Source organism: Maribacter litoralis (assembly GCF_003075045.1).
Taxonomy (GTDB): domain Bacteria; phylum Bacteroidota; class Bacteroidia; order Flavobacteriales; family Flavobacteriaceae; genus Maribacter; species Maribacter litoralis.
This window is the reverse complement of the sequence record NZ_QCZD01000008.1, coordinates 82,207-106,992: the sequence shown is the minus strand read 5'-3', so window position 1 is coordinate 106,992 and position 24,786 is coordinate 82,207. Positions and strand designations below refer to the sequence as shown.

The window sequence follows — 24,786 nt, the reverse complement described above, 5'->3', positions numbered from 1 at the left end:
TTGAGAAGATTTGTTAATCTATGAAACGACATCATCGAAAAAATGTATCTAGCTCAACCGCTTAATCAATCTCCTTATTTATATAATTATAGTATCTTCAAACTAAGAACCAAACATACGAGCCGAGACCGTTAGCATTAACTATGAATAAATGTCGTCTTTGTTTGAAAGAAAAGAAGCTTATAAAAGCTCACATCATTCCTGACTTTATGTATAGCGGAATGAAAGAGGAGGATGATAAAAATATATTTCTTGAAGTAACGTACAACTTAGATAAAAACACCAGGAAACAGAGAAAAATTCAAACTGGCATTTTTGACAAAAACATTCTTTGCGAAGATTGCGATAATGGAATAATTGGGGGGCAATACGAAAAGTATGCTCAGAATTCTATGTATGGAAAAAATATCGACCCTGAAATTGCTCCAATTTGCAAAAATTACAAGAATCCAAATGATGGATTCGAATATTCTATTTGTAAAAATATTGACTATGGAAAATTTAAAATCTTTCTTCTTTCGATTCTATGGAGAGCATCAATTACAGACCAAAAAATTTTTAAAGACGTTGATTTAGGAAATTCCCACGAAGAAAGTTTAAGAAGAATAATATTTGAAAATATGATTCCAAATGAAGATGAATATCCTATAATGATGACTTCATTTATGCGTACTGAGAATAGTCTGAAAAATTTTATTGGACAACCTAAAAGAATTCGATTTAATGATGGACTTAATGGATATGTATTTTTAATAAATAGTATTCAATTTATGTTTTACGTAAACTCAATAAATCATAAGTTACCTATATACTTGAAGAAAACAATGCTAAAAAAATCTGGAGAAATGACAGTACTACACTTACCAAATGGCAAGGAACTAGAATTTCTTAAATTACTATTGAACAAATAACTAATGCTAACAAAGGCAACCGTTGCACAACTCCTTTTATAAAATGAATAGATGCTACTCAGATGGTTTAACAAAATTAAACATCTAACAACCAGCTGATTATGATTTTGATAAACTTAAAAAAATAGGTTTTCAAGCTTATTTTATGGTTGTGCAACAGGCACAATGGCTAAAATTAATACGGTTTTTGGTACTTAACCCAAAGTTTAGTGCTTTTAACTAAGTCTGCCAAATCCTTTGATTTGACTTTAGAACAAAAAAATTAAAACAAAATAAAAAGATTTGGCTAGTGGCTAAACCGAAACTAATCGTTTATTTTCTGCCCAACTTGCCATATATTTAACGTAGTAAAAAAATTATAAAAACCGAGTAATGGCAAAATTTTTAGACACTACAGGTGTTTCATATCATTTAGAACAATTAATCAAAAATACAGAAGACCAATTGATTTTAATAAGTCCATATCTTCAGTTTCACAAAAGAGTAAAAGACAATTTAGAACATTTACACATTCAAAAAAAAGATATTCGAATTATTTACCGGGAAAACAAACTTCAAGTTGAAGAAAGTAATTGGCTTGAAAGTCAAATCGGCATTAGGACTAGTCTGTGCAATTCACTTCACGCAAAATGTTATTTAAACAAAAAAGAAGCTATTGTAACCTCTATGAACTTATATTCTTTTTCGCAACAGAATAATGACGAAATGGGAATTTATGTAACTAAAGAGGCGGACGAAGTATTATATAATGATATTAGAAAAGAAGCGGAAAGACTTTTAACAATAAGTGAAGAAATTCGGGTTTCAGTTAAAAAAGTTGACAAAAATATTGAAAGACAATCTGAAAAAACAATTTCAGAGATTGTTCAAACAAAAAATAACTCAAAGTCTAAACTTTTAACTACAAAGGAACTATCTCAATTGACTGGGTTGAGTAGTAGAAAAATAAATAGCTGGTTTACCGACAAAAAGCTGATGTATAAAAAAGAGGACGATTGGATTACAACAAAAAGTGGTAAAGAAGTTGGAGGAATGGAAAAAAGCGGTCAATATGGAAAATTTGTTGTCTGGCCAGAAGATATTGCGAAACACATTGTAGAATAAAACTATTTAAACTAATCTAATACACCATTATCAACCAAAAATGAACATCGAAAAATGGAATGAAATCTGCTTTTACTTATTTGAAAATATAAAGAGTGACATTAGTGAAAGTGATTTCGAGCAAAATGTAATTCAAGCATTAAGAGTACTAGATTGGAAAGAATTTTTGGGAGATATACAAATTAGACCTTCTTTTCAAATTGGCGCTTCAAATAGAATAATGCCAGATTTTGTTATCAATTCAACAGAAAAGAAAAAATTATTTGTTATTGAAATTAAGCAGCCCAGCTTACCGCTAAACACCAACTTTCAACAACAGCTTTTTTCTTATATGCGTCAATTAAAACTTCAGTATGGAATTTTAATTGGTCAAGTTATTCAAATTTTCTACGATGGAGACTTAACAGACCATGATGACCCTGTATTATTAGAAACTATTGAATTTAACACAGATAATCTTAGAGGCGAAAAGTTTGTTGAATTGTTCTCAAAAGAGGATTTTCAACTTTATAGATTAAAAGAATACACTTTAAATTCTTTAAAAAAATTAAACAGAAAGGCTGATCAAAAAAAACTTCAGCAGAAAATCATTTCTAGCGAATTTCAATCACAAGTTTCAGAATTGATCAAACAAAATTTTTTAAACCAATTTGATGCTGAACTAATAGATAATGTTCTAAATGAAATATCTATTAGTATCACCTTAAAAAATAAAACAAAGCCTGTCGCTAATAAAGTTCAAGATTTAATTAAAGAAAGAACTCAATCCATAAGTACGCGCGATAAAACGAAATACATCATTAATAATAGGGATCGTAGACTCGCTAAAAATAGATTTGTTTTAGAAGTAGTTAAACTATCGCTACTACAGCAACCGCGAGATTTTAATAGTTTAAAGAATTTATTTAAAGATGAACTTCAAGGTTCAACAGGTGTTATAAACAAACTTGAATCAGTTCTTATAAAGTATGCCAACAAAGGCAACAAAAGACATTTTATTGGAGACAATGAAATTTTAACAAGTAGTGATAAAGTCCAATTTGTTGTATCAACAGAATGGGGTCGAGACAACATCAAAAATATTGTTGATTTAGCAAGAGAATTGGGATTTGAAATTACAGAGGTTTAATTACAATGGTATACTAAAGAATATAATAACTTGTCTACTTAAATTGTACAAACTACATTAGACATTTATAAATCAAATTACTTCCAACAAACCCAACACATGACACAAGGCTCAGATATCATTGCGAACAGATACAAGAACTTTTTAAAAAAGGTTTGCGAGACAGGCATTGTTTATGCGCTGCAAAATCATGACGGGTTTGCCACCTCAGCCTCTGCGCATTATGAAAATGAACAGGGCAAACCTGTTGACATATTATGTTTTTGGGCAGAAGGTGCTAGAGCGAAATCTTGCGCTATAAACCATTGGAGCAACTACCAAATTACAGAAATAGCATTAGTAGATTTTATAGAAAATTGGGGTGTAGGCATGGAAAATGACGGAATCATAGCCGGCATTGCCTTTGACCAAAAAATGTTCGGCTACGAAGCCAAACCCTTAGATTTAATTCTTGCCTTAGTTGATGAAATAAAAGCGACCAAAAAAGAGCTACCGTTACAAAAATTTGAAAACCTTGCCGATTTAGAAGAACAGGCGAAAATTGCCAACGGGTAGTATTTAGAGTTAATAAAACTTTTAATCATAGCATCGATTTTAACGACAGGTGACTAATTTGCGCTGAACACCTAGTAAATTAATTAAACCTATCGTTACAAATTATGATGACCGCCATTGTTGTACTGATCGTAACCGGAGCACTTGTTATTGGTGCACTGTGGGGTCTGTACGGAAATTTATCAAAAAGGCTGGAAGGTTTTTTGGTTGCATTGGCAGGCGGTGCGCTATTGGTCTCGGCATTGCTGGAACTTATTTATCCGGCACTTGAAAATAACTCCGTCCCCATGGCACTGACCACGGTATTTGTAGGTGCCATTACGTTTACTGCACTAGATTATTGGGTGAAGGAAAAATGGAACTCTCAAAGTGGCGGTGGTTTACTTGCTGCCATTACCTTAGACGGCATACCTGAAAATTTGGCATTGGGTGTTTCATTGATCGGCGCAGGTCCATTATCCATCGCTGCGCTTTCTGGATCCATACTTTTATCGAATTTACCCGAAGCGGCAGGTGGGGCAAAAGAGATGGCGGAAAATGCAGGTTCTAAAAAGAAAGTTTTATGGCTTTGGATCGGTACCGCCCTTATACTGTCCGCCTCCGCCTTGCTTGGTCATTTTTTACTCGCCGATGTACCTACCAAGTATTTGAATTACATTAAATGTTTTGCCGGTGGTGCCGTTGCCGCATCACTAGCTTTAGAGGTTTTCCCCAAAGCTTTTAAAGAAGATAAGTATTGGACAGGTGTTGCTACAGCAATCGGTTTAGTTTTAGCGCTGTATTTAAATACCCTGGGGGAGTAATAGTCAATTACATATTATATTCCTAATTATCACAAACCAGTAGACCGATTACCCCATAACACCACTAAAACAGAACCGCAGAAAGTGCTTTTTACAAAAAACACTGAGAAGTGTCATAGTTTAGAGATTCGTTGTTGTCTACTATTGTAAAAACAATGGTATGCATAAAATATCTTTCACCAAAAATTTAGAATTTAACGACAAGAAAATTGTCACACAAGTGCTTTTAGAAACATCGTTCTCTAAAGAAATACGCATCTTATTGAAAAAAGGTCAGCTTATGAAAGAACACAAAGCGCCATTTCCAATTATAGTCCATATAGTAAAAGGCAGTATAGATTTTGGAGTGGAAGGTACTGTTCATGTTCTAGAACAAGGAGATATCATTACCTTAGCAGCCAATATTCCGCATGACCTTTTAGCGAAATCGGAAAGTATTGTTCGCCTTACCCTTTCTAAACTTGATGCCGCCGAACGGGTAGAAAAAGTCGTTGCAGATTCTTAAGCATAGCACATGACAAAAATTGCAAATAGAGAAGATGTAAGCCTGTTAGTGCATACGTTTTATGATAAAATAAGACAGCACGATATGCTTGGACCCATTTTCAACGCACATATTACCGAAGAGCAATGGACTGCACACCTCAGCAAACTCACCGATTTTTGGGAATCGAATCTATTCGGTGTCCGTACGTTTAGAGGGAGTCCGTCAAAAGCTCACGTTAAGGTCGATAAAAATCTCAACCATACGGTTTCTCAAAATCACTTTGCGCAATGGCTACAACTATGGTTCGAAACCATTGACGAACTTTACGAAGGTGAATTGGCAGACAGAGCTAAAGAAATGGCACGCAGAATGTCAACAGGGCAGTATATTCATATTTGGCAGAACAGACCGAGGGATTAGTTCTCAGTGGGCAGTGTTCAGTATCAGTGGGCAGTGTTCAGTATCAGTAGGCAGTATCAGCTGGCAGTGTATTAGCGAAATAGTTTGATAGTGAATAATTGCTATTGGCTATTGGCTATTGGCTATTGGCTATTGGCTACTTAAATATCAACAATTTAGCAAAGCTAAATACGATTCAATCAATATAAGTCCATTCTCTTACCTCTATATTCCATACTCTATTTTCTCTCTTCCAATTTTAAAATTCTCACTTAATACTTTGTACTTTGTACTTAATACTGATTCTAAGCTTCTGATAAAACAAGTCTATTCTCTATATTCTATTTTCTCTCTTCTAACTTTAGACTTCGTACTTAATACTTTGTACTTATTACTTAATACTGATTCCAAGCTTTTGACAAAACAAGTCTATTCTCTATATTCTATTTTCTCTCTTCTAACTTTAGACTTCGCACCTCGTACTTATTACTTTGTACTTTGTACTTTATACTCTTTACTCCAAACTAGCTTTGGGCGTATGGCGATTTACCCTTGACGCATAAAAATTTCTTACCTTAGTCTTTGGCGTATAAATCGATGTATACTACAAATACTCAATTCTATGGATTACCTATCCCCCACTTACTTTTTTGATTTTGAAAGTCAAGAAATACAAGCGTTTATTTCCGAATTTAAAGATACCGAACTATCACAGAAAGAAATAGCTATTGCTCTTTATACCAAGGTGAGAGATACATGGCGGTACGATCCCTACAACCTAAGTTTCAACAAAGAGAAATACCGTGCCAGTGAAATTGCAAAACGCACTAAAGGGCACTGTGTGGACAAATCGATCATTTTAGTTGCTTGTTTACGTGCTATGGGTATACCTGCACGAATTCATTTAGCGAAGGTGAAAAACCATATCGCGGTAGACCGATTGATAGAGAAATTCGGTTCTAACGAGTTAACGCCTCATGGTATGGTAGATGCCTATATTAATGGCAAATGGCTGAAGCTCTCACCCACGTTCAACGCTTCTTTATGCGAAATGCTGAATGTTGCCCCTTTGGATTTTGATGGTGAAAATGATGCCGTGCTACAAGCATTCAATGAAGATGGCACCCAGTTTATGGAATATTTGGAAGATTACGGGTATTTCGAAGATGTACCCGTTGCTTTTATGGCTCAGAACGCGCGTGAACACTACCCTAACATATTTGACACAGGAAACAACCAAACGGAGTTTCAGCTATAGGTTTTAACAAACTTTAATACTCCATAGCATTACAAACTTCTTTATGAATCGCTTTTTATAGTACTTTCGATTCAAAATTAGAACCATTGAAAAACATTCTATTCGTACTTTTTATAGCATTTTCATCAATGCCTACTTTCGCACAGGAACCGCTTGTGTGGAATCCTGATTATGAGTTACAGCTATGCGACTATCAATCGGCGGAATCGGAAATCAATCCTGAACTTACCTCCTATTCTATTTATTCTGGATCAAAAATCGACTTCAGTTTTAATATGAACTCGGTCTCGTTCATGTTTACCAAAAACTTCAATGATAAGGTAAAGGCTATTTTTCAAAAAAACCTTGCCGTGTTGGTGGCTCCGGATTCCCTTACCGCTAATCAACTATTGCAATTTGGGCGCTACGATTTTGACCTGGTAGAACTTTATGCTAGAAAAATTCGCAAAAAGATATATGAGGAGAAAGGTACTTTTAGTGATTCAAAATTATTTCAACCCATTTTCAATGAGCTACAGGAAGAAATGAATACCGTAAGCGCCCAAGTCTTTAAAGCAACGGATTTCGGAAAAGACACCGAGCTTCTTCTCAAAGAACACAACAAGGTGATTGATGAGATCAATGCCCTCTCCGATTTTTGTATGACGTGCAAACCTAGGAAGAATAGGTAATAGTTGTTCGTTGATGGTTGTTCGTTGATGGTTGTTTAAACGCTGCGCGTTTTTTGTACTAAGTATTAAGTACGGAGTATTAAGCCGTTCACGCTAAATTTTATTTCTTTTGACCTCTTAAACTTTGTACTCTGTACTTCTTACCACAACTCAGCACCCAAAACCCACAATTGAGAGACTATAATTATCTCTATAACGATAATTACTCCATCTTTGGGTAACGAAAAACCGACCGACCATGGAAAACATCATTAGCATCTTCATCTACATTCACGCATTTTTTGGCGGTGTAGGTCTTATTACCGGTATAGCAAGTATTATTGTAAAAAAAGGGCAACGCCATCATAAACGATTAGGTAAATTGTTTTCATGGTCAATGATTATAAGCTCTGCTATTTCTCTAGTAGTAGCACGTATGCCCAACCATATGAATACCTTTTTATTCTTGATCGGTATTTTTACGATTTACATGGTTATGGCAGGTAATAGGGCACTCACATTTAAATCGACCAAAAAAACAAAAGCGAACTTGACCGATATACTCGTTTCAGCAATTATGGCTATTTGCGCGCTCTTAATGATCGTCTTTGGTTCTACAGGACTTATACAAGGTTATTCTCACAGTATCCTATTTCTAGTATTCGGTCTAACCGGTCTCTCTTTAACCTTTGGCGACTACAAACTATTTAAGACCACATTAGAAAACAGAAAACTTTGGCTCATAAATCACCTAAGCAGAATGTTAGGTGCACTGATAGCTTCCATAACGGCATTTATAGTTGCCGGTATGCACCAAGATAATCTATGGGCATGGCTTACTCCGTCCGTTTTCGGTACCGCTTATATTATCTACTGGATTAAAAAAACAAAAGGTAAAAAGAAGTTGAAAACTGTTTAACCCTGATCTTTTAAATTTAAGTTTTCTGCGAAGTAGTCACAGAAATCTTTCATGGTAGCCGTCATTTTCTCGTCTTGCGTCGCTTTTAAGAAGGTTTCTGACAAAGAAACCAATGTTTGGTGAAAGAAAGTTTTCATTTCATCTACGGGCATATCCTTGGTCCATAAATCGATCTTTAGAGATTCTTGATTCTTGCTATCCCAAACGGACAACAACATTGCCTTTGCCTCTTCATTCTCAATGCCACCGTCTTGTGCAGACCAGTTTAATTTTTCAGGAACTCTATTCTCATCTAATCCTACGCGCAACGTAATCTCTGAAGTATGTAAATCTGCCATTTAATTTCTGGGTTTGTAATTTGATTTTTTAAATATCTCTTCTGCAGGCATGGTCATAAGTTGTTTTAACTCTACATCATTATTATCCATAAATGCACGAACAATTTGCCAACCTACAAATCTACCTAATCTACCTGGCGACTCATTATCCAATTCCAGTCCAAATTTTGAAAAGGGTGCCGGTTCTAAAAATCGCTGGTTCAACTTATTATCTGTACTGTACAGGTATTCGTTTTCAATAAAATTTCTCCACATCGGCTCTTCATTTGCCAAAGCCCAATCTAGATCTTCTTGCGAGTACCCTATCTTCTTGCGGTCTTCTACACTTGGCATTATCATATCTTTCAAATATAATTCTTTGCCAAAATAGATCATACGTGCAAGAAAAGAGCGATCTCTTGGTCTTGGCACTACCTGCTTCGCAAAAGAACTAGCAACATCGCTTACCAAAAAATTACGATCTAAAGTATGTGCAATATAACGCTGAAAACCACCATAGTACTTATGCTCAGGACCTAAATAATTATCAAGGCTAATGAATAACAAACTATCGGTCAAAATAATCCTGTTATTATAATCGACATCATTTGTTACCGTTATCACTTTTGGCACCGTGTATTCCGGGAAATAGTACTTAATGTGCTTAAACAATTGCACCAAGCCTTCTTCCTCGTCCTCAAAACTACGAAAGGCGTTACCTACTTCCTGAAATAGTTCTATTTGAAGGGAATCGTTCATTTTGGCGATCCAAACACTATCTGGCGCCGGAAATAAATATGGATACATTTTACGTAAGCTCGGCAAACCTTTCTCACCCGATGCCGCAAATTCGCGATCAAATCGCGATATTTTAAGATCCATGGGGATCGCCGAAATCTCTTTGGCAACCTTATCACTATCATTACAACTAGAAAGAATGACAAAAACTGATAATAGTATAAAAATAGGTTTGACCTTGGCAAGTATTTTACAATACATTTTATTATTCACAGTGTTCAACTTATTTTTAAGGCAAAGTTAATTGATTTTACTAAATAATTAGAGCGGTATGCAAACTGAAAAGGTAATTGAACACATTGTAAAGTGGTTAAAAGATTATGCTGTTAATGCAAAACAAAAAGGTTTTGTCATTGGAGTGTCTGGCGGAATTGACTCTGCCGTTACTTCTACCCTATGCGCAAAAACGGGTTTAGACCTGCTTTGTCTAGAGATGCCCATTCACCAAGCCGAGAACCAAAGTGATCGCGCCTCAAGACATATTGATTGGTTAACAACGAATTTCCCTAATGTAAAAAGACAACCTGTAAACCTTACTCCCGTTTTCGATAGCTTAGTGGCAGCCCTACCAGCGGTTGAAAATGAAGAGGAAAGATTTATGTCTTTGGCAAACACAAGAGCTAGACTACGTATGACCAGTTTGTATTATTTTGCCGCCCTAGAACGCTATCTGGTAGCAGGTACAGGAAATAAAGTGGAAGATTTCGGGGTAGGATTTTATACCAAGTACGGCGATGGTGGTGTTGACCTTAGCCCTATTGCCGATCTAATGAAGACCGAAGTATATGACATCGCAAAATCTTTGGGTGTAAACCAAGAGATCATAGATGCCGCACCTACAGATGGTTTATGGGGAGATGATAGAACAGATGAAGATCAGATAGGTGCATCGTACCCTGAGTTAGAATGGGCCATGAATATGAAAGACGAAGGAAAAACCGTTGCAGATTTTGAAGGAAGACAAAAAGAGGTCTATACAATTTTTACAAGGTTCAATACTATGAACCAACACAAAATGTTACCGATACCTGTTTGTGAGATCCCAAAAGAGTTAAAATAACAACTCAACTAAGAATCAAGGTATTAAATCGAAAATAAAGTTGAAAATTATACGTTAATAATAAAAAAATGCAACTTTGACTTCTAATTTAGAATTTTATGCCTTACATTGCATGTTGTCTTTTCAGACAATAATAGGTTTTAAAATCTATAAAAAAATAATTTAATGATCAAAGTTTTAATAGCGGACAATCATCCTATCATAAGAATGGGAGTTAGGAAGGTTCTAGAATCCGCTGAGGGATTTGAACTGATCGATGAGGTAGCTACTACCGAAGAACTGTTTGAAAAACTCAAAGACACAACCCCCGATGTGGTCATGTTAGAAATGGATATTCCGGATATAAACGGAATAGCGGCATTACGCAAAATCAAGAAAGATTACGCGGACGTAAAAGTCCTTATGTACAGCGGTCAATCTGAAGATGTGTACGCCCTAAGTGCCATTAGAGCAGGTGCTTTTGGATATTTATCCAAATCATCTGGTGTAGAGTATATAACTGCAGCAGTGACCAAAGTAAGCGAAGGTAGCATGTTCATTACGAACGAACTTGCACAAAGACTTGCTTTTGATGAAGGAACTAAAAAACCAAGAAGGTTCTTTAGAAAACTATCTACTAGAGAAATAGAAGTATTAAAACTTTTAGCTAGTGGTAAGCGCAACAAAGAAGTTGCTTTAGGTTTAAACCTAAACGAAAAAACAGTTAGTACCTACAAAGCTCGTTTAATGAAAAAATTAAATGTTGATAATATGGTAGATTTATTACAACAGGCAAAAGCCCTGGAATTGTACTAAATTCTTACAACTGAAATCAAATAAAAAAAGACCTGCTGTTAGCAGGTCTTTTTTTATACGTTAATATTTTTTCTACGATAAAACCCTATTCAATTTTTGATTCAACAACTTATTCAACTGAATATAGTTCATAATCTCCTCAAGCGCCTCTCTATTATCTTTACCTGCCTCTTCTGTAGTTTGTTGTAATGCAGTCATTCTTTTTTTGATCAGGTAACAGCGCAGGGTCAAAATTGTTTCGCTTACCAGTTGAGACACCCCAATTTCTTTCTTTTTTGGAAAAATATCCTTCCTTTCCCAATTATGTAAAGTATAGCGTTCTTCCTCCATCAAAATAGAGGAGATTTGATTTGCCATATCTTGATCTAGTCCGTTTACAAAAGCGGTAATTGAAAAATCTTCGTTTTGGTTCAAAGCTTCGATCAGCCTGCTGTACATTTTACGAAAGTCTTCATTTGCCAATTCTATTTCATCTTCTTGAAGATCCAAATATATTTTTTCATACACCTTGATTTCAGCAGATTCTGGCTCTAGCACCAAATCTCCCGCATCATTTTCCTTCAATACCAAATCTTCAAACTCCTCTTTAAAATTGCCGTATAGCATGAGCGATTCAATGATTTTTCGCTCTAAGAGGTACTGTACGTCTACTTTCTCTTCTTTTTCAATATCGGTATTACGAACAACATCAAAGGCTTTCTGCTCTTCTTTCTGTTGCTTTTGTATTTCCTTCTCCTCTTTTTTCCCAATTTGGGCAAGCGTGTTATACAACACCGCCTCAGAAATATTCATAATCTGGGCACACTCTTGTATATAGATCTCTTGTTGAATACGATCGGGGATTTTGGCAATACTATTTACGATATCCCTAACCGTATCGGCTCTTTTTATAGGATCATTATCAGCCTCCTTTACCAGAAGAGAAGCCTTAAACTGAATAAAATCTTTAGCGTTATCATTTAGATAGGCCATTACAACATCCAACTCATTGTTCTTGGCAAAACTATCTGGATCCTCACCTTCTGGAAATGTACATACCCGTACATTCATGCCCTGCTCCAAAATCAAGTCAATACCACGTAACGATGCGCGTAAACCTGCCGCATCACCATCGAACAACACCGTAATGTTCTTTGTAAGTCTATTTATAAGCCTGATCTGCTCTGGTGTCAAAGCGGTACCACTTGAGGAAACCACGTTTTCTATACCCCTTTGTGCAAACTGTATTACATCGGTATAACCTTCTACCAAGTAGCAATTATCTTCCTTTGCGATCGCTTGTTTTGCATAGTAAATACCATACAACACCTTACTCTTATGGTAAATGTCACTTTCAGGGGAGTTCAGGTATTTGGCAGCCTTTTTATCATTTGTTAGTATACGTCCTCCAAAACCAAGTACACGGCCACTTAACGAATGAATAGGAAACATGACCCTACCCTTAAACCTATCGAATTTTCTAGCTCCATTAGGATTATTGGGATCCTCTTTTACAATGGTGAGTCCCGTTTTTTGAAGGTATTCCAGTTTATAACTTTTATCAAGGGCCGCTTTGGTAAAACCGTCCCACTGATCAAGGCAATACCCTAATTCAAATTTCTTGATGGTCTCATCGGTAAATCCACGTTCTTTAAAATAGGTGAGACCAATTGCCTTACCCAGCTCACTTTCCCAAAGCATTTCCTTAAAATGCTTTTGTGCGAACTCAGACACCAAATACATGCTCTCACGTTCGTTCGCCTGTTCTTTTTGTTCGCTAGATTGCTCTGTCTCCTCTACTTCAATATTGTATTTTTTGGCAAGGTATTTAATCGCCTCAGGATAGGTAAAATGCTCGTGTTCCATTAAAAAAGCAACTACATTTCCACCTTTACCACTACTAAAGTCTTTCCAGATCTGCTTTACGGGAGATACCATAAAACTTGGTGTACGTTCATCACTAAACGGACTCAATCCTTTAAAGTTAGATCCTGATTTCTTTAATTGTACAAAATCACCAATAACCTCCTCTAAACGAGCAGTTTCGTAAACTTGGTCTATAGTTGTTTTTGCAATCATAATCCTTCTTCAATCCCTTCAAAAGAAGGAAATTCTATTTTTAAATAATTTATAAAAGTATTAAAATTAAAGCGGTTGACATATGCTATCAAATATAGATTTGCATTTTAAATTCTGAAGAAAGCTTACCTATTTTATTAAATTAGTATAGCTAACCGTTGTGTGGAATACCAAAAAGTATTTGGAATACCAGTTCAAGAACTTCGTTTGGCACAATTTTAATTAGAAAAATCAATGAAATAAAAAACCATTTGGAACACGAGGCTTCTCGATACTAATTTTCTCGTACCTCCAAAATTCACTCGAAGTGACATCGAACAACAAATAGTAAAATAGCTTTATAAAAAAAATAATAAAACCTTATGATTCTATTCTTTGGCACTAGACCAGGAAAGCCAGAAACTAAAAAGCTTTTTCATAGCACATGCCCTTATTGCCAGCAAAAAGGCTCCTTAACCGCAATTACAATAAAAAACTATTTCCATATCTTCTGGATAAAGCTCTTTAAAATTTCAAGCCACACTACCATAGAATGTAGCCATTGCAAACGTGGGTATTATGAAAATGAATTTACCGAAGAAATGAATACCGAACTTTCTAAATAAAAAAACTGTAGCACTCTATTAAAAGTACCACAGCTAATTTGATTGATGAATTTCTTAATTAAAGATCGAACCTAAGACCTAGAGAGATGTTACGTTGATCTACCGCCGCATCTTTAAATATAGGGTTAAGATCATACTTCACATACAATAGCACCCCATCTACACCCGCATAGGCACTTAAACCATACACAAGATCATTGGTATTGTAACTACGCTTTAATTTGTCTTTTACCTTTTCGCCATCAATGGTATATTTTAATTTTTGACGCGTTCCTAAATTGAACCCTGCATAACCACCCAAACCAACTCTAAATTTATTATGCAATGAATACCTCATGGTTTTATCGGTAGTAGATAGCTTTGACGGACCGAATTCAAAATGCATAGGAAATACTAAATTATCCATTCTAAATTTCGATTTATCCAAATCATATTCAAACTCCTGTAATTCCGATTGTCCGTTTTCAAGAGAAACCAAATACTGATTATCCTTCGGTTTTAAGCCATTAAATTGAAATGAAAACCCATAATTGAATCGTAGAAAGTTTGTATTCTTAAACACCCTGGTGCGCCATTGCCATCCCATTTCAAAAAATCTACTTCCACCAATTTTATATGGAGAATCATTTAAGGACTGTCCTTCTATAATTGTATTATTTAGACCAACGGCCAAAACAATATCAGAATAGGTTCTTCTATCATAAACCGGCTCTTTTCTATATTTATTTTCGTTTATACGTATTCCAAACAGTTTGTCATCATCATCTCCTATTCCCAATTCAAAAGCAAACTTATAGTTTAAGGTATCCAGTTCTTTTACATCACCGTTATTTCTTTCTAGCAGAGAAATTTTATTATCGATAATGGCAATTCGCTCTTCTATATTCAAAGCTCTTTTCTCTGCCGCTTTCATTTTTAATGCATTGGACTCCTCTTCGGTAATTTGCCCATTTTCCAACTGTTTTACAATCTCTGCAATCTCAAATTTTAAAGCTTCCTTTTCTTGCCTGGTGATGCTTAACTTTTGCTCTTCTAAAGTTTCTATCTTCTCTTTATAACTCTCCTGCGCTACTAAACCTTGGGTTAACAAAAGTGTCAGCAACACTATTAAATACATTGTAATTGTTCTCATTTTAATTTTGATTTTTTTGATGAATAAACTCCGCTCCCTGTCCCTATAGCATTTTATAGAGATATAGGATAACACGATATGTGATTGATTAATTATTGCGGTCTGCCACAGCAGTACGCACTTTAATAAAACCGGCTTTTAGGGAATCAAAAATTTGGTCTCGGAAGGATTGATCAAGTTCATCTTCAACCTCTGTCAACAAAGCCATAGCATCAACAGATTTATTTTTATTAAATATTTTCTCTCTTAAAATTTCGTCTTGCGCCCGTTTTAACAAGGAATCTACCTCGGCATCGGTCACTGTACTGTTTTGTTCTAGAACATTTACCTGCGCCATAATAGCTGCCACCTTAGAGTCAATAATTTCATCAGGCACCAATTTCTCAATAGTTTCGGTAGTTGGCACTTGATTTACAGCTACTTCAATTTTATCATCCAGCACTTTAGACTCTTGTATTTTTGGTACTATAGATTCTTCAACTTTTACCTTTTCTACACTGGTTTTAGATTCTGATGACACCTCTACCACTTCTTCTTCACTTTTAAACGGCAAGGACTCTTTTATAATAACATCTTCCAATTTATTTTCCTTTTCCGTGTCTACAATTTCAGTTGGCAACTCATTGCTTACGGCACTACCATTAAAGTAAAACAGTGCAACACCAAGCAATACTACTATACTAGCCGCAACGCCCATCCATAAATACACGGGTTTCTTTTTAGATTCATCATCATTTAATTCTGATGCTATTTTTGCCCATGCATTCTCTGAAGGAAGAATTTCCCGCTCTTGAAATTTAGCTTTTATATGTTTTTCAAACTTATCGGTTTCCATACCCTATAATATTTTGTTGCCTTAATTGGTCTTGAAGCAATTTTCGGGCTTTTAATAATTGTGTTTTTGAAGTGCTCTCGGTAATCGATAGCATTTCTGCAATTTCCTTATGTTTATACCCTTCTACGGTATACAGTACGAAGACCATTTTATATCCTTGTGGCAAAGCATCGATCAATTGTTGAATATGCTCGGTGTCCAAATCTGTACTTTGCGAAATCTCGTCGGACTGATTTTTCTCGTATACCTCATCATCATAAACCACAAACTGTTGTTTTCTTAAATAAGAAATACTTTCTCTGATCATTATTCTACGTAACCAACCTTCAAAACTACCCTCGAACTTAAACGTATGTAACTTATTGAACATTTTAAGAAACCCTTGCACCATAACATCTTCTGCAAAATGAATATCCTTAATATACTGTCTACAGACACTCAACATTTTTGGAGCATGCTTTTTATACAAACGCTCTTGCGCATCGCGGTTACCCGATGATGCTTTTTTTATAAGCTGCTTTTCGTTTTTATAAAAAGGTATAATTTTCACAATATTGGTTTGGTCTTCTATTTACATAGACGCAGAAGAAGGAAATATAGTTGCCTGAGAAATAAAATTAATTAAAATAATTTTTCAACAACCTAAAAATCAATGTTTTAAAAATGTAAAAATTTACTTTTTTCGATCAACCACATAGTTTACCATGAGCTGCAAGGCACTTTTATATTCAGAATCCGGATACGTATCCAAAAGCTCTAGTGCTTCATTTCTGTATTGCAGCATTTTGCTAACGGCATAGTCCAAGCCCCCCTTTTCCTTGACAAAGGCTATCACTTCTTTTACCCGCTTTCTATTCTTATTGTGGTTTTTGATGGAGTTGATCACCCAACTTTTCTCTTTCTTCGAGCAATTATTAAGGGCATAGATCAATGGCAATGTCATCTTTTGTTCCTTTATATCTATACCGGTAGGCTTTCCTATTTTTTCGCCTCCATAATCAAAGAGATCATCTTTAATTTGAAATGCCATACCGCACAGCTTACCAAATTTTCTAAAAGTTTCCACATCGATACTTTCAGGCTTAACGGAACATGCACCCAAAGAACAACATGCCGCTATCAAGGTAGCGGTCTTTTGTCTTATAATATCATAATAGACCTCTTCGGTGATATCTAAGCGCCTAGCTTTCTCTATTTGCAACAATTCGCCTTCGCTCATTTCACGAACGGCGACGGAGATTATTTTAAGTAAATCGAAATCCCCATTATCAATGGACAGCAACAAACCTTTAGACAGTAGATAATCGCCTACTAAAACTGCAATTTTATTTTTCCATAGGGCATTAATGGAGAAGAAACCCCTTCGTTTGTTACTTTCGTCTACTACGTCATCATGAACCAATGTGGCAGTATGTATCAACTCTATAACCGAAGCTCCACGATACGTACGCTCGTTTACCTCGCCATTATTCAACAATTTTGCTGTTAAAAACACGAACATAGGGCGCATTTGCTTCCCTTTTCTATTGACTATGTAGTGGGTAATGCGATTGAGTAGCGCAACCTTAGAGCTCATCGAATCTCTAAACTTAGACTCAAACAACTCCATTTCCTGATAGACAGGTTCCTTTATTTGCGATACTATTTTCAGCTGCGGTTTATTAGAACGATAAAATTAGTCAAAAGCTAGGAAACAACAGTACCCGGAGAGGAGATAATGGTGTTAAAGGAATTTGGTTGTTGGTTGTTGGAAAAAATAAAATCAATTACAAGTTCAAGTTCAAAACTCAAGTTCAAACTCAAGTTCAAGCTCAAGCTCTAAAATGATTTTGGCTTTTGGCTATGACGCTTCGCGTTTTTTAGTAATAAGTAATGTGAATAAAGTACTAAGATATTATATTAGCAATTTCCCTAATAGTTCATTTTACTAAATACTCTATTTCTCAATTTCACCTTGGTATTCGTGACATAGCATTTCGTATTTCTTAAGTTTGGCTTTTGCTAATAGCAACAACAATTTAGCTTTGCTAAATTCAACACTTCGCAATAAGTCTATTTTCTAAATACTCTATTTTCTCTCTTCTAACTTTAAACTTCGTACTTACTACTTTATTCACATTACTTAATACTTAAACTACGACTTATTCGCTAACTGTCCGCATGCGGCATCAATATCCTTTCCTCTAGAACGACGAACGGTTACTACTATATTATTACGCTCCAAAGAATTTACATAACGGTCAATCGCAGCATTTGACGCTTGTCTGAATTCGCCATCATCAATAGGGTTGTACTCTATTAAATTTACTTTTGATGGTGCAAAACGGCAAAATTCCACTAAAGCGTCGACATCTTTTTGGGTATCATTGATTCCTTCCCAAACCACATATTCATAGGTAATTCTACTTTTGGTCTTGTTATACCAATATTGCAGCGAATCTCTTAGATCGCTCAATGTGAATTTAGCATTAAAAGGCATTATAGAAGTACGTATTTCATCAACTGCAGAATGTAAAGAAACCGCTAATTTAAATTTCACCTCATCATCTGCCATTTTTCGGATCAACTTTGGCACGCCAGAGGTAGAAACCGTAATTCTTTTAGGTGACATACCCAATCCTTCAGAAGAGGTGATTTTATCAATTGCCTTTAATACGTTGTTATAGTTCATTAAAGGCTCACCCATTCCCATAAACACAATGTTACTCAAAGGTCTGTCAAAATACAATCGGCTTTCATTGTCAATGGCAACTACTTGATCATAGATTTCATCGGGATTCAAGTTTCGCATTCGTTTTAAACGAGAGGTTGCACAGAACCTACAGTCTAAACTACACCCAACTTGACTTGATACACAAGCCGTAGTCCTTGATTTTGTGGGAATCAAGACGGACTCCACGATTAAATCGTCATGCAAGCGTACGGCATTTTTTATAGTACCGTCGCTACTACGCTGCATTTGATCTACCTTAATGTGATTAATGACAAAATTAGCCTCAAGCATTTCCCTAGTTTCTTTTGACAGATTCGTCATCACATCAAAAGAATACGCAGCTTTCTGCCATAACCATTCGTAAACTTGATTACCACGAAAAGCTTTGTCACCATTAGAAACAAAGAACTCCCTAAGCTGCTCTCTCGTTAGTGCCCGGATATCTTTTTTCTTTATTTCTTCCATCTATTAAAGGTAGGTATTACTGGTGATAAAAATCCCGCTTTGTCAACATATGGATAAAGCGGGATTTAAAAAATTTCCTTATTAAATAAGGTGATATATCAACTTATATAATCAACATGGCATCACCATAAGAATAGAACTTATAGCTTTCCAATATTGCTTCTTTATATGCTTTGTTCATTAAATCATGCCCCATAAATGCAGATACCATCATCAATAATGTTGATTTTGGTAAATGGAAATTAGTAATCATGGCATTTGCAATACTGAATTCGTACGGAGGGAAAATGAACTTATTGGTCCAACCTTCATAAGTATTCAATGTTTGTTTAGATGATACCGCACTCTCCAAACCACGCATTGCCGTAGTACCTACTGCACAGATACGACGTTTATTAACTTTGGCATTATTTACGATCTCAGCAGCTTTTTCATCAATGAACATTTCTTCACTATCCATTTTATGCTTAGAAAGATCCTCTACCTCAACTGGGTTGAATGTACCTAAACCTACGTGTAAAGTCAACTCTGCAAAATCTACACCTTTGATTTCTAAACGCTTTAGCAAATGCTTAGAGAAATGCAAACCTGCTGTTGGGGCCGCCACGGCACCTTCATGCTTTGCATATATAGTTTGGTAACGATTTTCATCTTCTGGTTCTACATCTCTTTTTATGTACTTTGGTAAAGGTGTTTCACCCAACTCCCTTAATTTTCTTCTAAAATCCAAGTATGCACCATCATAAAGAAAACGTAAGGTTCTACCTCTAGAGGTTGTATTATCTATAACCTCTGCCACCAACGTTTCGTCATCACCAAAATACAGCTTGTTACCAATACGTATTTTACGTGCAGGATCTACAAGAACATCCCAAAGACGTTGCTCCTCGTTCAACTCACGTAAAAGAAAAACCTCAATACGAGCTCCTGTTTTTTCCTTGTTACCGTACAAACGGGCAGGGAATACTTTTGTGTTGTTAAGAACCATTACATCACCTTCATCAAAATAGTCGATCATGTCCTTGAACATTCTATGTTCAATTTTTCCGGTATCTCTGTGGATCACCATTAACTTAGACTCATCTCTATTTTCAGATGGATGCTCCGCCAATAATTCTTTAGGAAGCTCAAAATTAAAATTTGATAATTTCATGTAGCTATTATATTTAATGTAGCAAATTGCGGCTGCAAATATACAATCTGCAGATAGGCCTTGTCAAGTAAATCCTTAATTATAATTCCTTTATACCGAAATCTAGTTGTTTTAGATCGTTCCAAAAATCTGGATATGACTTAGATACCACCTCTGCATCATTGATTATTATTGTGGTTTTCATAGCCAAAGGGGCAAAAGCCATTGCCATTCTGTGGTCATTGTATGTATCTATAGCAATATCTTCAAGAATACCTATGGATGGTACAATCGTTAAAGTCTTATCGGTTACAGCAATATTTGCTCCTAATTTGGACAGCTCAGTATTTAAAGCCTCTAAACGATCTGTTTCTTTGATTTTTAATGTATGTAGACCGGTCAAATAACAGCCAACCCCTAAACCAAAACAAGTAACGGCAATAGTTTGAGCAATATCTGGAGCATTTGCCAGATCAAACTCATTCTTAGCGTCTATCTTTTTATCGGTCTTTTTTAAAGTAACCCTATTGTTACTAAAAATTGTTTCCACTCCAAATGCGGTATAAATATCTGTAAGTACGCTATCACCTTGAAGACTTTCTTTTTTATATGCCGATAATGTAATCTCGGTTCCCGGTGCTGCAAGTGCACAAATACCATAGAAATATGAAGCAGAACTCCAATCAGATTCTACCACCAAAGTTGTTGGCGCTACTTTTGCCTTTGGAGAAACTTTAATCAAGTTACCCTCAAAAGAAGTTGCCACACCGATTTCGTCTAACAGTGCCAAGGTCATTTTTATATAGGGAACCGAGGTAATTTTACCGACCAACTCTAATTCCAGTCCGTTTTCTAAACTTGGCGCAATCAATAATAATGAAGAGATATACTGACTACTCACATTCGCAGGTAGACTCACCTTATCTTTTACAATACGCTGTCCTTTAATTTTTATTGGTGGATATCCTTCATCTTGCACATAAGAGATTTCTGCACCTAATGTTTTTAAGGCATCCACTAAAATCTCAATAGGTCTTTCGGTCATTCTTTTAGAACCGGTAAGTATTACTTCTTTTCCTTCTTGAGAGGCAAAGTATCCGGTTAAAAAACGCATTGCGGTACCTGCATGGTGTATATCTACAGTACCCTCAGAGATTTTCAATCCTTTTGCCATTACCTGGGCATCATCTGAATTGGAAATGTTCTCAATTTTAATATCAGAAAATAATGCAGCCAATAATAAACTACGGTTAGATTCACTCTTAGAACCTGTTATTGTAATCGTATCGTTAAGCTTTGTATTGGACGGACCTGTCAAGTGAAGTTTCAATGCGTATCGTTTTAAAAATAGAACGACAAATATAAGCCTATTTCAACTTTTTATTGTTGTGATGACGGTCATGATCGCGCTTTGTTTTTAAATCTAACTTTTTATCAAAAGCTTGTTGCAAATCGACACCTGTTTGATTGGCCAAACACAGCACTACAAACACAACATCTGCCAATTCTTCGCCCAAATCTTTGTTCTTATCAGACTCTTTTTCACTCTGCTCACCATAGCGTCTAGCAATAATTCTAGCAACCTCGCCCACTTCTTCTGTTAGCTGTGCCATATTGGTCAACTCATTAAAGTAGCGAACACCATGTTCTTTGATCCATTTATCTACTTCTAGTTGTGCGTTTTCAATATTCATTAATCTTTATTTTTTGTATCTATCAAAATAGTAACAGGTCCATCATTTAACAACTCTACTTTCATATCTGCACCGAATTCCCCCTTACCTACTTTTTTGCCCATTTTAGATTCCAAAGTGGCAATAAAAGCTTCATATAAAGGAATGGCTACATCTGGTCTTGCCGCCTTAATATACGAAGGTCGATTTCCTTTTTTGGTACTGGCGTGCAAAGTAAACTGACTGACCACTATTGCGTCTCCTTCAGTATCTAAAAGTGAGGTATTCATCACTCCTTCTAAATCATTAAATATTCTAATGTTGACAATTTTATTCGTAAGCCAATCTATATCTTCTTGTGAATCTTCATTTTCAATGCCTAAGAGAATCAACAAACCTTCTTCAATGGCACTTAATTTTTTATCGTTTACCGTTACGCTAGCTTTTGAAACACGTTGTAGTACTACTCTCATTTTTTATCGTCGTGTATATCTACCCTATAATTCTCGTCTTCTCCTTTAATCATCTGCAAATAACTATTATACCTACTCCAGGCGATATCTCCAGATTCCAATGCATCTTTTACCGCACATTTTGGTTCATCTACATGAATACAATTATTAAATTTGCAATCTTGTTTTAATTCAAAAAATTCAGGAAAATAGTCTCCTATTTCTTCCTTTTCCATATCTACAATTCCGAAACCTTTTATACCAGGTGTATCAATGATACGGGCATCAAAACTTAGGTCGAACATTTCTGCAAAGGTTGTGGTATGCTGACCTTGTGCGTGCTGTTGAGAAATTTGTTTTGTCTTAATATCTAAATTGGGCTCTAGGGCATTTACCAGTGTAGACTTACCAACACCGGAATGACCGGAAAACATTGAGGTTTTACCTATCATCATTTCCTTGACCTTATCTACATTCTTACCCGTAGCGGCAGAAATACCTATGCAGGTATACCCAATATTACGATACAGCGCTGCCAAAAATTTAATTTCATCCAATTCTTCGGGTGCATAGGTATCAACTTTATTAAAAAGTAGCACTACCGGTATTTCATATGCTTCTGCAGTAATCAAAAATCGATCTATAAAAACAGGATATGTAGGCGGATTGTTAAGAGTCACCAAAAGAAACACTTGATCTAAATTGGCGGCGATAATATGTGTCTGCTTAGAAAGGTTCACAGACTTGCGTATAATATAATTTTTACGATCTTCAATCTCATTGATAATACCGATGGTATCATCTCCAATAGTTTCAATATCAAAGCGTACCTGATCACCAACCGCTATAGGGTTAGTACTTTTTATACCCTTGATCCTAAACTTACCTTTTATTCTACATTCAAAAAATTCACCATTATCCGCTTTAACAGTGTACCAACTTCCCGTAGATTTATAAACAATTCCTACCATTTACCCTAAAATCCTTCCATTTATACAAAGTAACTGCTTTAAATATAAAAATTAACATAAATTTGAATTTAGAACTATAACAATAGATAATAACCAAAACAACGAAAATGAAATTCCTTAAAAAATCGATGCTATTTTTAGCATTATCAGCTTTTACATTTGGCGCCGCTCAAGAAACCATTACCAACGAATCTGTTATTCAAATGGTGGAACTTGGTTTTGACGATTACATGATCATCGATAAAATTAATACATCGGATGTTAAGTTCGATGCGTCTATTACAGCTTTAGGGCAAATGAAAAATGCAGGTGTTTCTTCTGAAGTACTGTCTTTAATCATGGACAAGTCTAAACAGAACACCATGTCTAAAACCGGTATCTATTATACAGATGCCAATGGTGAAGACAAGTTGGTTCAACCAAGTGTTTTTTCGGGATCTAATTCTAACCAAGTGGCACAAAAATTAGTTTCTGGATTGATCAACTCTAAGAAAAAGGCACAATTACCTAAAACACAATCGAACAACGTTATTCGCCAAAGTCAACCTGAATTCACTTTCATCTTCGACCCTAGCGTAACACAGGTTGATAATATGCAAAACAACCAAGGTGGAGATACAGGTATCTTTAACTGGTGGTTTAGAATGGCAAGCAACCCTAACGAGTTTGTTTTGGTTAAACTTACAGTAAAAGAGAAAAAGAACCTTAGAGAAGTTATTACCGGAAAAAGCAGTTGGATTACCAGCAGCAGCGGTATAGACCCAAAATACGCTCTTAATTTTGCTATCGAGGAAATTGAAGGCAACAAGTTTAAAGTAACTCCAGACACTTTAGAGCCAGGTGAGTATTGCTTTATTTATCAAGGTCAAGTTCCTCAAGGAAGAGAAAACCAATCTGTTTTTGATTTCTCTATTCAATAGAACAAAAACACATATTCTATAATTGGTCTCGATGCTTTTAGTATCGGGACTTTTTTTTGCCTACTGGTTTTCCTGTAGATTTTCTCTCATAGTTTTTTGTGATTTTACGTTGATATAAACCGCATTACTTTGCTTTCTTCATTATACCTTTTACTTTCACTGTGCAAACTTTAATCTTTTAAAAAACCATCATCATGAAAAAAATCATTTTATTTATCTTTTTCTCTTGTTTAGCTTCTAGCGCAATAACCGCACAAGAGTTTAAGGTTATTACAAGTGTAGAATCTATTGTACCAAGCGGGTTGGGAAGATCCAGAATTATTGATGCCAATGCCGATAGAGATTACCAAGAGTTTTCATCTACCCAAACCGAGGATGATAATACCAGAAACAAATCTAAACGCAGTGATATTCGAGTGAAGGACTTTGAAGAGACCAAATTGCTCAATTTTTATAATGTAACAGGTATTCGATTTCAAAACATTGCAGCAAACGATGCCCTTATTTCTTCTAAACTAAGTGATATGGCACAAAATGGATGGGAACTTGTTTTTGTAACTAGTGGTGTTGAAGCAGATGCCGGAAATACTGACGGTCAAGGAATATTCATTACCCGGTACATCTTTAAACGATAAACTAAAACCC

28 protein-coding genes are annotated in these 24,786 nt (G+C 35.6%); 15 read left to right on the top strand and 13 right to left on the bottom strand.

From position 1 onward, the window contains the following. The first annotated feature begins 164 nt into the window (after nt 1-164). From DCS95_RS19590 to DCS95_RS19545, 10 genes are all read left to right on the top strand, one after another. Nucleotides 165-911 (top strand): hypothetical protein, encoded by a 747-nt coding sequence (locus DCS95_RS19590; protein ID WP_164674245.1) that lies wholly within the window; start codon nt 165-167, stop codon nt 909-911. 372 nt (nt 912-1,283) lie between these two features. Continuing rightward, nucleotides 1,284-2,015, top strand: a complete 732-nt coding sequence (locus DCS95_RS19585) for a phospholipase D family protein (RefSeq protein ID WP_116772488.1) — start codon at nt 1,284-1,286, stop codon at nt 2,013-2,015. Between the two features lie 40 nt (nt 2,016-2,055). Continuing rightward, entirely contained in the window at nt 2,056-3,144 is a 1,089-nt protein-coding gene (locus DCS95_RS19580; protein WP_116772487.1) for a type I restriction enzyme HsdR N-terminal domain-containing protein, read from the top strand. A 99-nt stretch (nt 3,145-3,243) separates the two neighbouring features. Continuing rightward, on the top strand, nt 3,244-3,699 hold the full coding sequence (locus DCS95_RS19575; protein ID WP_116772486.1) for a DUF2750 domain-containing protein: 456 nt from the start codon (nt 3,244-3,246) through the stop codon (nt 3,697-3,699). Between the two features lie 104 nt (nt 3,700-3,803). Beyond that, nucleotides 3,804-4,502: a ZIP family metal transporter gene (locus tag DCS95_RS19570; protein ID WP_116772485.1), complete on the top strand. Its 699-nt coding sequence runs from the start codon at nt 3,804-3,806 to the stop codon at nt 4,500-4,502. Between the two features lie 160 nt (nt 4,503-4,662). Beyond that, nucleotides 4,663-5,007 (top strand): cupin domain-containing protein, encoded by a 345-nt coding sequence (locus DCS95_RS19565; protein ID WP_116772484.1) that lies wholly within the window; start codon nt 4,663-4,665, stop codon nt 5,005-5,007. Between the two features lie 9 nt (nt 5,008-5,016). Then, complete coding sequence (locus tag DCS95_RS19560) at nt 5,017-5,409, top strand: group III truncated hemoglobin (RefSeq protein WP_116772483.1); 393 nt, start codon at nt 5,017-5,019, stop codon at nt 5,407-5,409. Nucleotides 5,410-6,010: 601 nt separating this feature from the next. After that, nucleotides 6,011-6,646, top strand: coding sequence for a transglutaminase-like domain-containing protein (locus DCS95_RS19555; RefSeq protein ID WP_116772482.1), 636 nt, complete (start codon nt 6,011-6,013; stop codon nt 6,644-6,646). Nucleotides 6,647-6,732: 86 nt separating this feature from the next. Further along, a complete protein-coding gene (locus tag DCS95_RS19550; RefSeq protein ID WP_164674244.1) occupies nt 6,733-7,317 on the top strand; it encodes a hypothetical protein in 585 nt (194 codons plus the stop codon). 238 nt (nt 7,318-7,555) lie between these two features. Further along, nucleotides 7,556-8,215, top strand: coding sequence for a DUF2306 domain-containing protein (locus DCS95_RS19545; protein WP_116772480.1), 660 nt, complete (start codon nt 7,556-7,558; stop codon nt 8,213-8,215). On the opposite strand, the gene gldC is transcribed toward DCS95_RS19545, so the two are convergent. Continuing rightward, nucleotides 8,212-8,553 (bottom strand): gliding motility protein GldC, encoded by a 342-nt coding sequence (gene gldC / locus DCS95_RS19540; protein ID WP_058105349.1) that lies wholly within the window; start codon nt 8,551-8,553, stop codon nt 8,212-8,214. The two genes, DCS95_RS19545 and gldC, sit on opposite strands and share 4 nt — an antisense overlap. Further along, nucleotides 8,554-9,531 carry a gliding motility lipoprotein GldB gene (gene gldB, locus DCS95_RS19535; protein ID WP_116772479.1) on the bottom strand — a complete coding sequence of 326 codons (978 nt, stop codon included), beginning with the start codon at nt 9,529-9,531 and terminating at the stop codon, nt 8,554-8,556. A 70-nt stretch (nt 9,532-9,601) separates the two neighbouring features. On the opposite strand from gldB, the gene nadE reads away from it, so the two are divergent. After that, entirely contained in the window at nt 9,602-10,390 is a 789-nt protein-coding gene (gene nadE / locus DCS95_RS19530; protein WP_116772478.1) for an NAD(+) synthase, read from the top strand. A 165-nt stretch (nt 10,391-10,555) separates the two neighbouring features. Then, on the top strand, nt 10,556-11,185 hold the full coding sequence (locus DCS95_RS19525; RefSeq protein ID WP_036156232.1) for a response regulator: 630 nt from the start codon (nt 10,556-10,558) through the stop codon (nt 11,183-11,185). A 72-nt stretch (nt 11,186-11,257) separates the two neighbouring features. Here DCS95_RS19525 and dnaG read toward each other — a convergent pair whose 3' ends face one another. Beyond that, nucleotides 11,258-13,243 carry a DNA primase gene (dnaG, locus tag DCS95_RS19520; RefSeq protein WP_116772477.1) on the bottom strand — a complete coding sequence of 662 codons (1,986 nt, stop codon included), beginning with the start codon at nt 13,241-13,243 and terminating at the stop codon, nt 11,258-11,260. 362 nt (nt 13,244-13,605) lie between these two features. Here dnaG and DCS95_RS19515 point away from each other — a divergent pair, with 362 nt between their 5' ends. After that, nucleotides 13,606-13,848: a zinc-ribbon domain-containing protein gene (locus DCS95_RS19515; protein WP_116772476.1), complete on the top strand. Its 243-nt coding sequence runs from the start codon at nt 13,606-13,608 to the stop codon at nt 13,846-13,848. 58 nt (nt 13,849-13,906) lie between these two features. Here the strand turns inward: DCS95_RS19515 and DCS95_RS19510 are convergent, their stop codons facing one another. From DCS95_RS19510 to rsgA, 10 genes are all read right to left on the bottom strand, one after another. Next, nucleotides 13,907-14,980, bottom strand: coding sequence for a porin family protein (locus DCS95_RS19510; protein ID WP_116772475.1), 1,074 nt, complete (start codon nt 14,978-14,980; stop codon nt 13,907-13,909). Between the two features lie 88 nt (nt 14,981-15,068). After that, nucleotides 15,069-15,815, bottom strand: coding sequence for a hypothetical protein (locus DCS95_RS19505; RefSeq protein WP_116772474.1), 747 nt, complete (start codon nt 15,813-15,815; stop codon nt 15,069-15,071). Next, nucleotides 15,802-16,365 carry an RNA polymerase sigma factor gene (locus DCS95_RS19500; RefSeq protein ID WP_116772473.1) on the bottom strand — a complete coding sequence of 188 codons (564 nt, stop codon included), beginning with the start codon at nt 16,363-16,365 and terminating at the stop codon, nt 15,802-15,804. The genes DCS95_RS19505 and DCS95_RS19500 overlap by 14 nt, the downstream gene beginning before the upstream one ends. Before the next feature lie 123 nt (nt 16,366-16,488). Next, nucleotides 16,489-17,466 carry a polyprenyl synthetase family protein gene (locus DCS95_RS19495; protein WP_116772472.1) on the bottom strand — a complete coding sequence of 326 codons (978 nt, stop codon included), beginning with the start codon at nt 17,464-17,466 and terminating at the stop codon, nt 16,489-16,491. Nucleotides 17,467-17,949: 483 nt separating this feature from the next. Further along, the gene (gene rlmN / locus DCS95_RS19490) at nt 17,950-18,993 is read right to left on the bottom strand and encodes a dual-specificity RNA methyltransferase RlmN (protein WP_116772471.1); all 1,044 of its coding nucleotides are present in this window, start codon (nt 18,991-18,993) and stop codon (nt 17,950-17,952) included. A gap of 103 nt (nt 18,994-19,096) precedes the next feature. Then, complete coding sequence (gene queA, locus DCS95_RS19485) at nt 19,097-20,146, bottom strand: tRNA preQ1(34) S-adenosylmethionine ribosyltransferase-isomerase QueA (RefSeq protein ID WP_116772470.1); 1,050 nt, start codon at nt 20,144-20,146, stop codon at nt 19,097-19,099. Nucleotides 20,147-20,225: 79 nt separating this feature from the next. After that, nucleotides 20,226-21,455, bottom strand: coding sequence for a 3-phosphoshikimate 1-carboxyvinyltransferase (locus DCS95_RS19480; RefSeq protein WP_116772469.1), 1,230 nt, complete (start codon nt 21,453-21,455; stop codon nt 20,226-20,228). 37 nt (nt 21,456-21,492) lie between these two features. Beyond that, entirely contained in the window at nt 21,493-21,819 is a 327-nt protein-coding gene (locus DCS95_RS19475) for a nucleotide pyrophosphohydrolase (protein WP_116772468.1), read from the bottom strand. Next, nucleotides 21,819-22,271, bottom strand: coding sequence for a D-aminoacyl-tRNA deacylase (dtd, locus tag DCS95_RS19470; protein ID WP_116772467.1), 453 nt, complete (start codon nt 22,269-22,271; stop codon nt 21,819-21,821). Before dtd ends, DCS95_RS19475 begins: the two co-directional genes overlap by 1 nt. Beyond that, nucleotides 22,268-23,221 (bottom strand): ribosome small subunit-dependent GTPase A, encoded by a 954-nt coding sequence (gene rsgA / locus DCS95_RS19465; protein WP_116772466.1) that lies wholly within the window; start codon nt 23,219-23,221, stop codon nt 22,268-22,270. Before rsgA ends, dtd begins: the two co-directional genes overlap by 4 nt. 107 nt (nt 23,222-23,328) lie before the next feature. Here rsgA and DCS95_RS19460 point away from each other — a divergent pair, with 107 nt between their 5' ends. Beyond that, nucleotides 23,329-24,141, top strand: coding sequence for a hypothetical protein (locus DCS95_RS19460; protein ID WP_116772465.1), 813 nt, complete (start codon nt 23,329-23,331; stop codon nt 24,139-24,141). A gap of 194 nt (nt 24,142-24,335) precedes the next feature. Next, complete coding sequence (locus tag DCS95_RS19455) at nt 24,336-24,776, top strand: hypothetical protein (RefSeq protein ID WP_116772464.1); 441 nt, start codon at nt 24,336-24,338, stop codon at nt 24,774-24,776. The last annotated feature ends 10 nt before the right edge of the window (nt 24,777-24,786 follow it).

What these genes read in the sequence shown, in the direction of transcription:
- DCS95_RS19525 (WP_036156232.1), top strand. Translation starts at nt 10,556, where the DNA reads ATGATCAAAGTTTTAATAGCGGACAATCATCCTATCATAAGAATGGGA.
- dnaG (WP_116772477.1), bottom strand. Translation starts at nt 13,243, where the DNA reads ATGATTGCAAAAACAACTATAGACCAAGTTTACGAAACTGCTCGTTTA.
- rlmN (WP_116772471.1), bottom strand. Translation starts at nt 18,993, where the DNA reads ATGGAAGAAATAAAGAAAAAAGATATCCGGGCACTAACGAGAGAGCAG.
- DCS95_RS19575 (WP_116772486.1), top strand. Translation starts at nt 3,244, where the DNA reads ATGACACAAGGCTCAGATATCATTGCGAACAGATACAAGAACTTTTTA.
- DCS95_RS19505 (WP_116772474.1), bottom strand. Translation starts at nt 15,815, where the DNA reads ATGGAAACCGATAAGTTTGAAAAACATATAAAAGCTAAATTTCAAGAG.
- DCS95_RS19455 (WP_116772464.1), top strand. Translation starts at nt 24,336, where the DNA reads ATGAAAAAAATCATTTTATTTATCTTTTTCTCTTGTTTAGCTTCTAGC.
- dtd (WP_116772467.1), bottom strand. Translation starts at nt 22,271, where the DNA reads ATGAGAGTAGTACTACAACGTGTTTCAAAAGCTAGCGTAACGGTAAAC.
- DCS95_RS19570 (WP_116772485.1), top strand. Translation starts at nt 3,804, where the DNA reads ATGATGACCGCCATTGTTGTACTGATCGTAACCGGAGCACTTGTTATT.
- queA (WP_116772470.1), bottom strand. Translation starts at nt 20,146, where the DNA reads ATGAAATTATCAAATTTTAATTTTGAGCTTCCTAAAGAATTATTGGCG.
- DCS95_RS19545 (WP_116772480.1), top strand. Translation starts at nt 7,556, where the DNA reads ATGGAAAACATCATTAGCATCTTCATCTACATTCACGCATTTTTTGGC.
- DCS95_RS19460 (WP_116772465.1), top strand. Translation starts at nt 23,329, where the DNA reads ATGAAATTCCTTAAAAAATCGATGCTATTTTTAGCATTATCAGCTTTT.
- DCS95_RS19560 (WP_116772483.1), top strand. Translation starts at nt 5,017, where the DNA reads ATGACAAAAATTGCAAATAGAGAAGATGTAAGCCTGTTAGTGCATACG.
- nadE (WP_116772478.1), top strand. Translation starts at nt 9,602, where the DNA reads ATGCAAACTGAAAAGGTAATTGAACACATTGTAAAGTGGTTAAAAGAT.
- gldB (WP_116772479.1), bottom strand. Translation starts at nt 9,531, where the DNA reads ATGTATTGTAAAATACTTGCCAAGGTCAAACCTATTTTTATACTATTA.
- DCS95_RS19510 (WP_116772475.1), bottom strand. Translation starts at nt 14,980, where the DNA reads ATGAGAACAATTACAATGTATTTAATAGTGTTGCTGACACTTTTGTTA.
- DCS95_RS19515 (WP_116772476.1), top strand. Translation starts at nt 13,606, where the DNA reads ATGATTCTATTCTTTGGCACTAGACCAGGAAAGCCAGAAACTAAAAAG.
- DCS95_RS19580 (WP_116772487.1), top strand. Translation starts at nt 2,056, where the DNA reads ATGAACATCGAAAAATGGAATGAAATCTGCTTTTACTTATTTGAAAAT.
- DCS95_RS19555 (WP_116772482.1), top strand. Translation starts at nt 6,011, where the DNA reads ATGGATTACCTATCCCCCACTTACTTTTTTGATTTTGAAAGTCAAGAA.
- DCS95_RS19565 (WP_116772484.1), top strand. Translation starts at nt 4,663, where the DNA reads ATGCATAAAATATCTTTCACCAAAAATTTAGAATTTAACGACAAGAAA.
- rsgA (WP_116772466.1), bottom strand. Translation starts at nt 23,221, where the DNA reads ATGGTAGGAATTGTTTATAAATCTACGGGAAGTTGGTACACTGTTAAA.
- gldC (WP_058105349.1), bottom strand. Translation starts at nt 8,553, where the DNA reads ATGGCAGATTTACATACTTCAGAGATTACGTTGCGCGTAGGATTAGAT.
- DCS95_RS19475 (WP_116772468.1), bottom strand. Translation starts at nt 21,819, where the DNA reads ATGAATATTGAAAACGCACAACTAGAAGTAGATAAATGGATCAAAGAA.
- DCS95_RS19585 (WP_116772488.1), top strand. Translation starts at nt 1,284, where the DNA reads ATGGCAAAATTTTTAGACACTACAGGTGTTTCATATCATTTAGAACAA.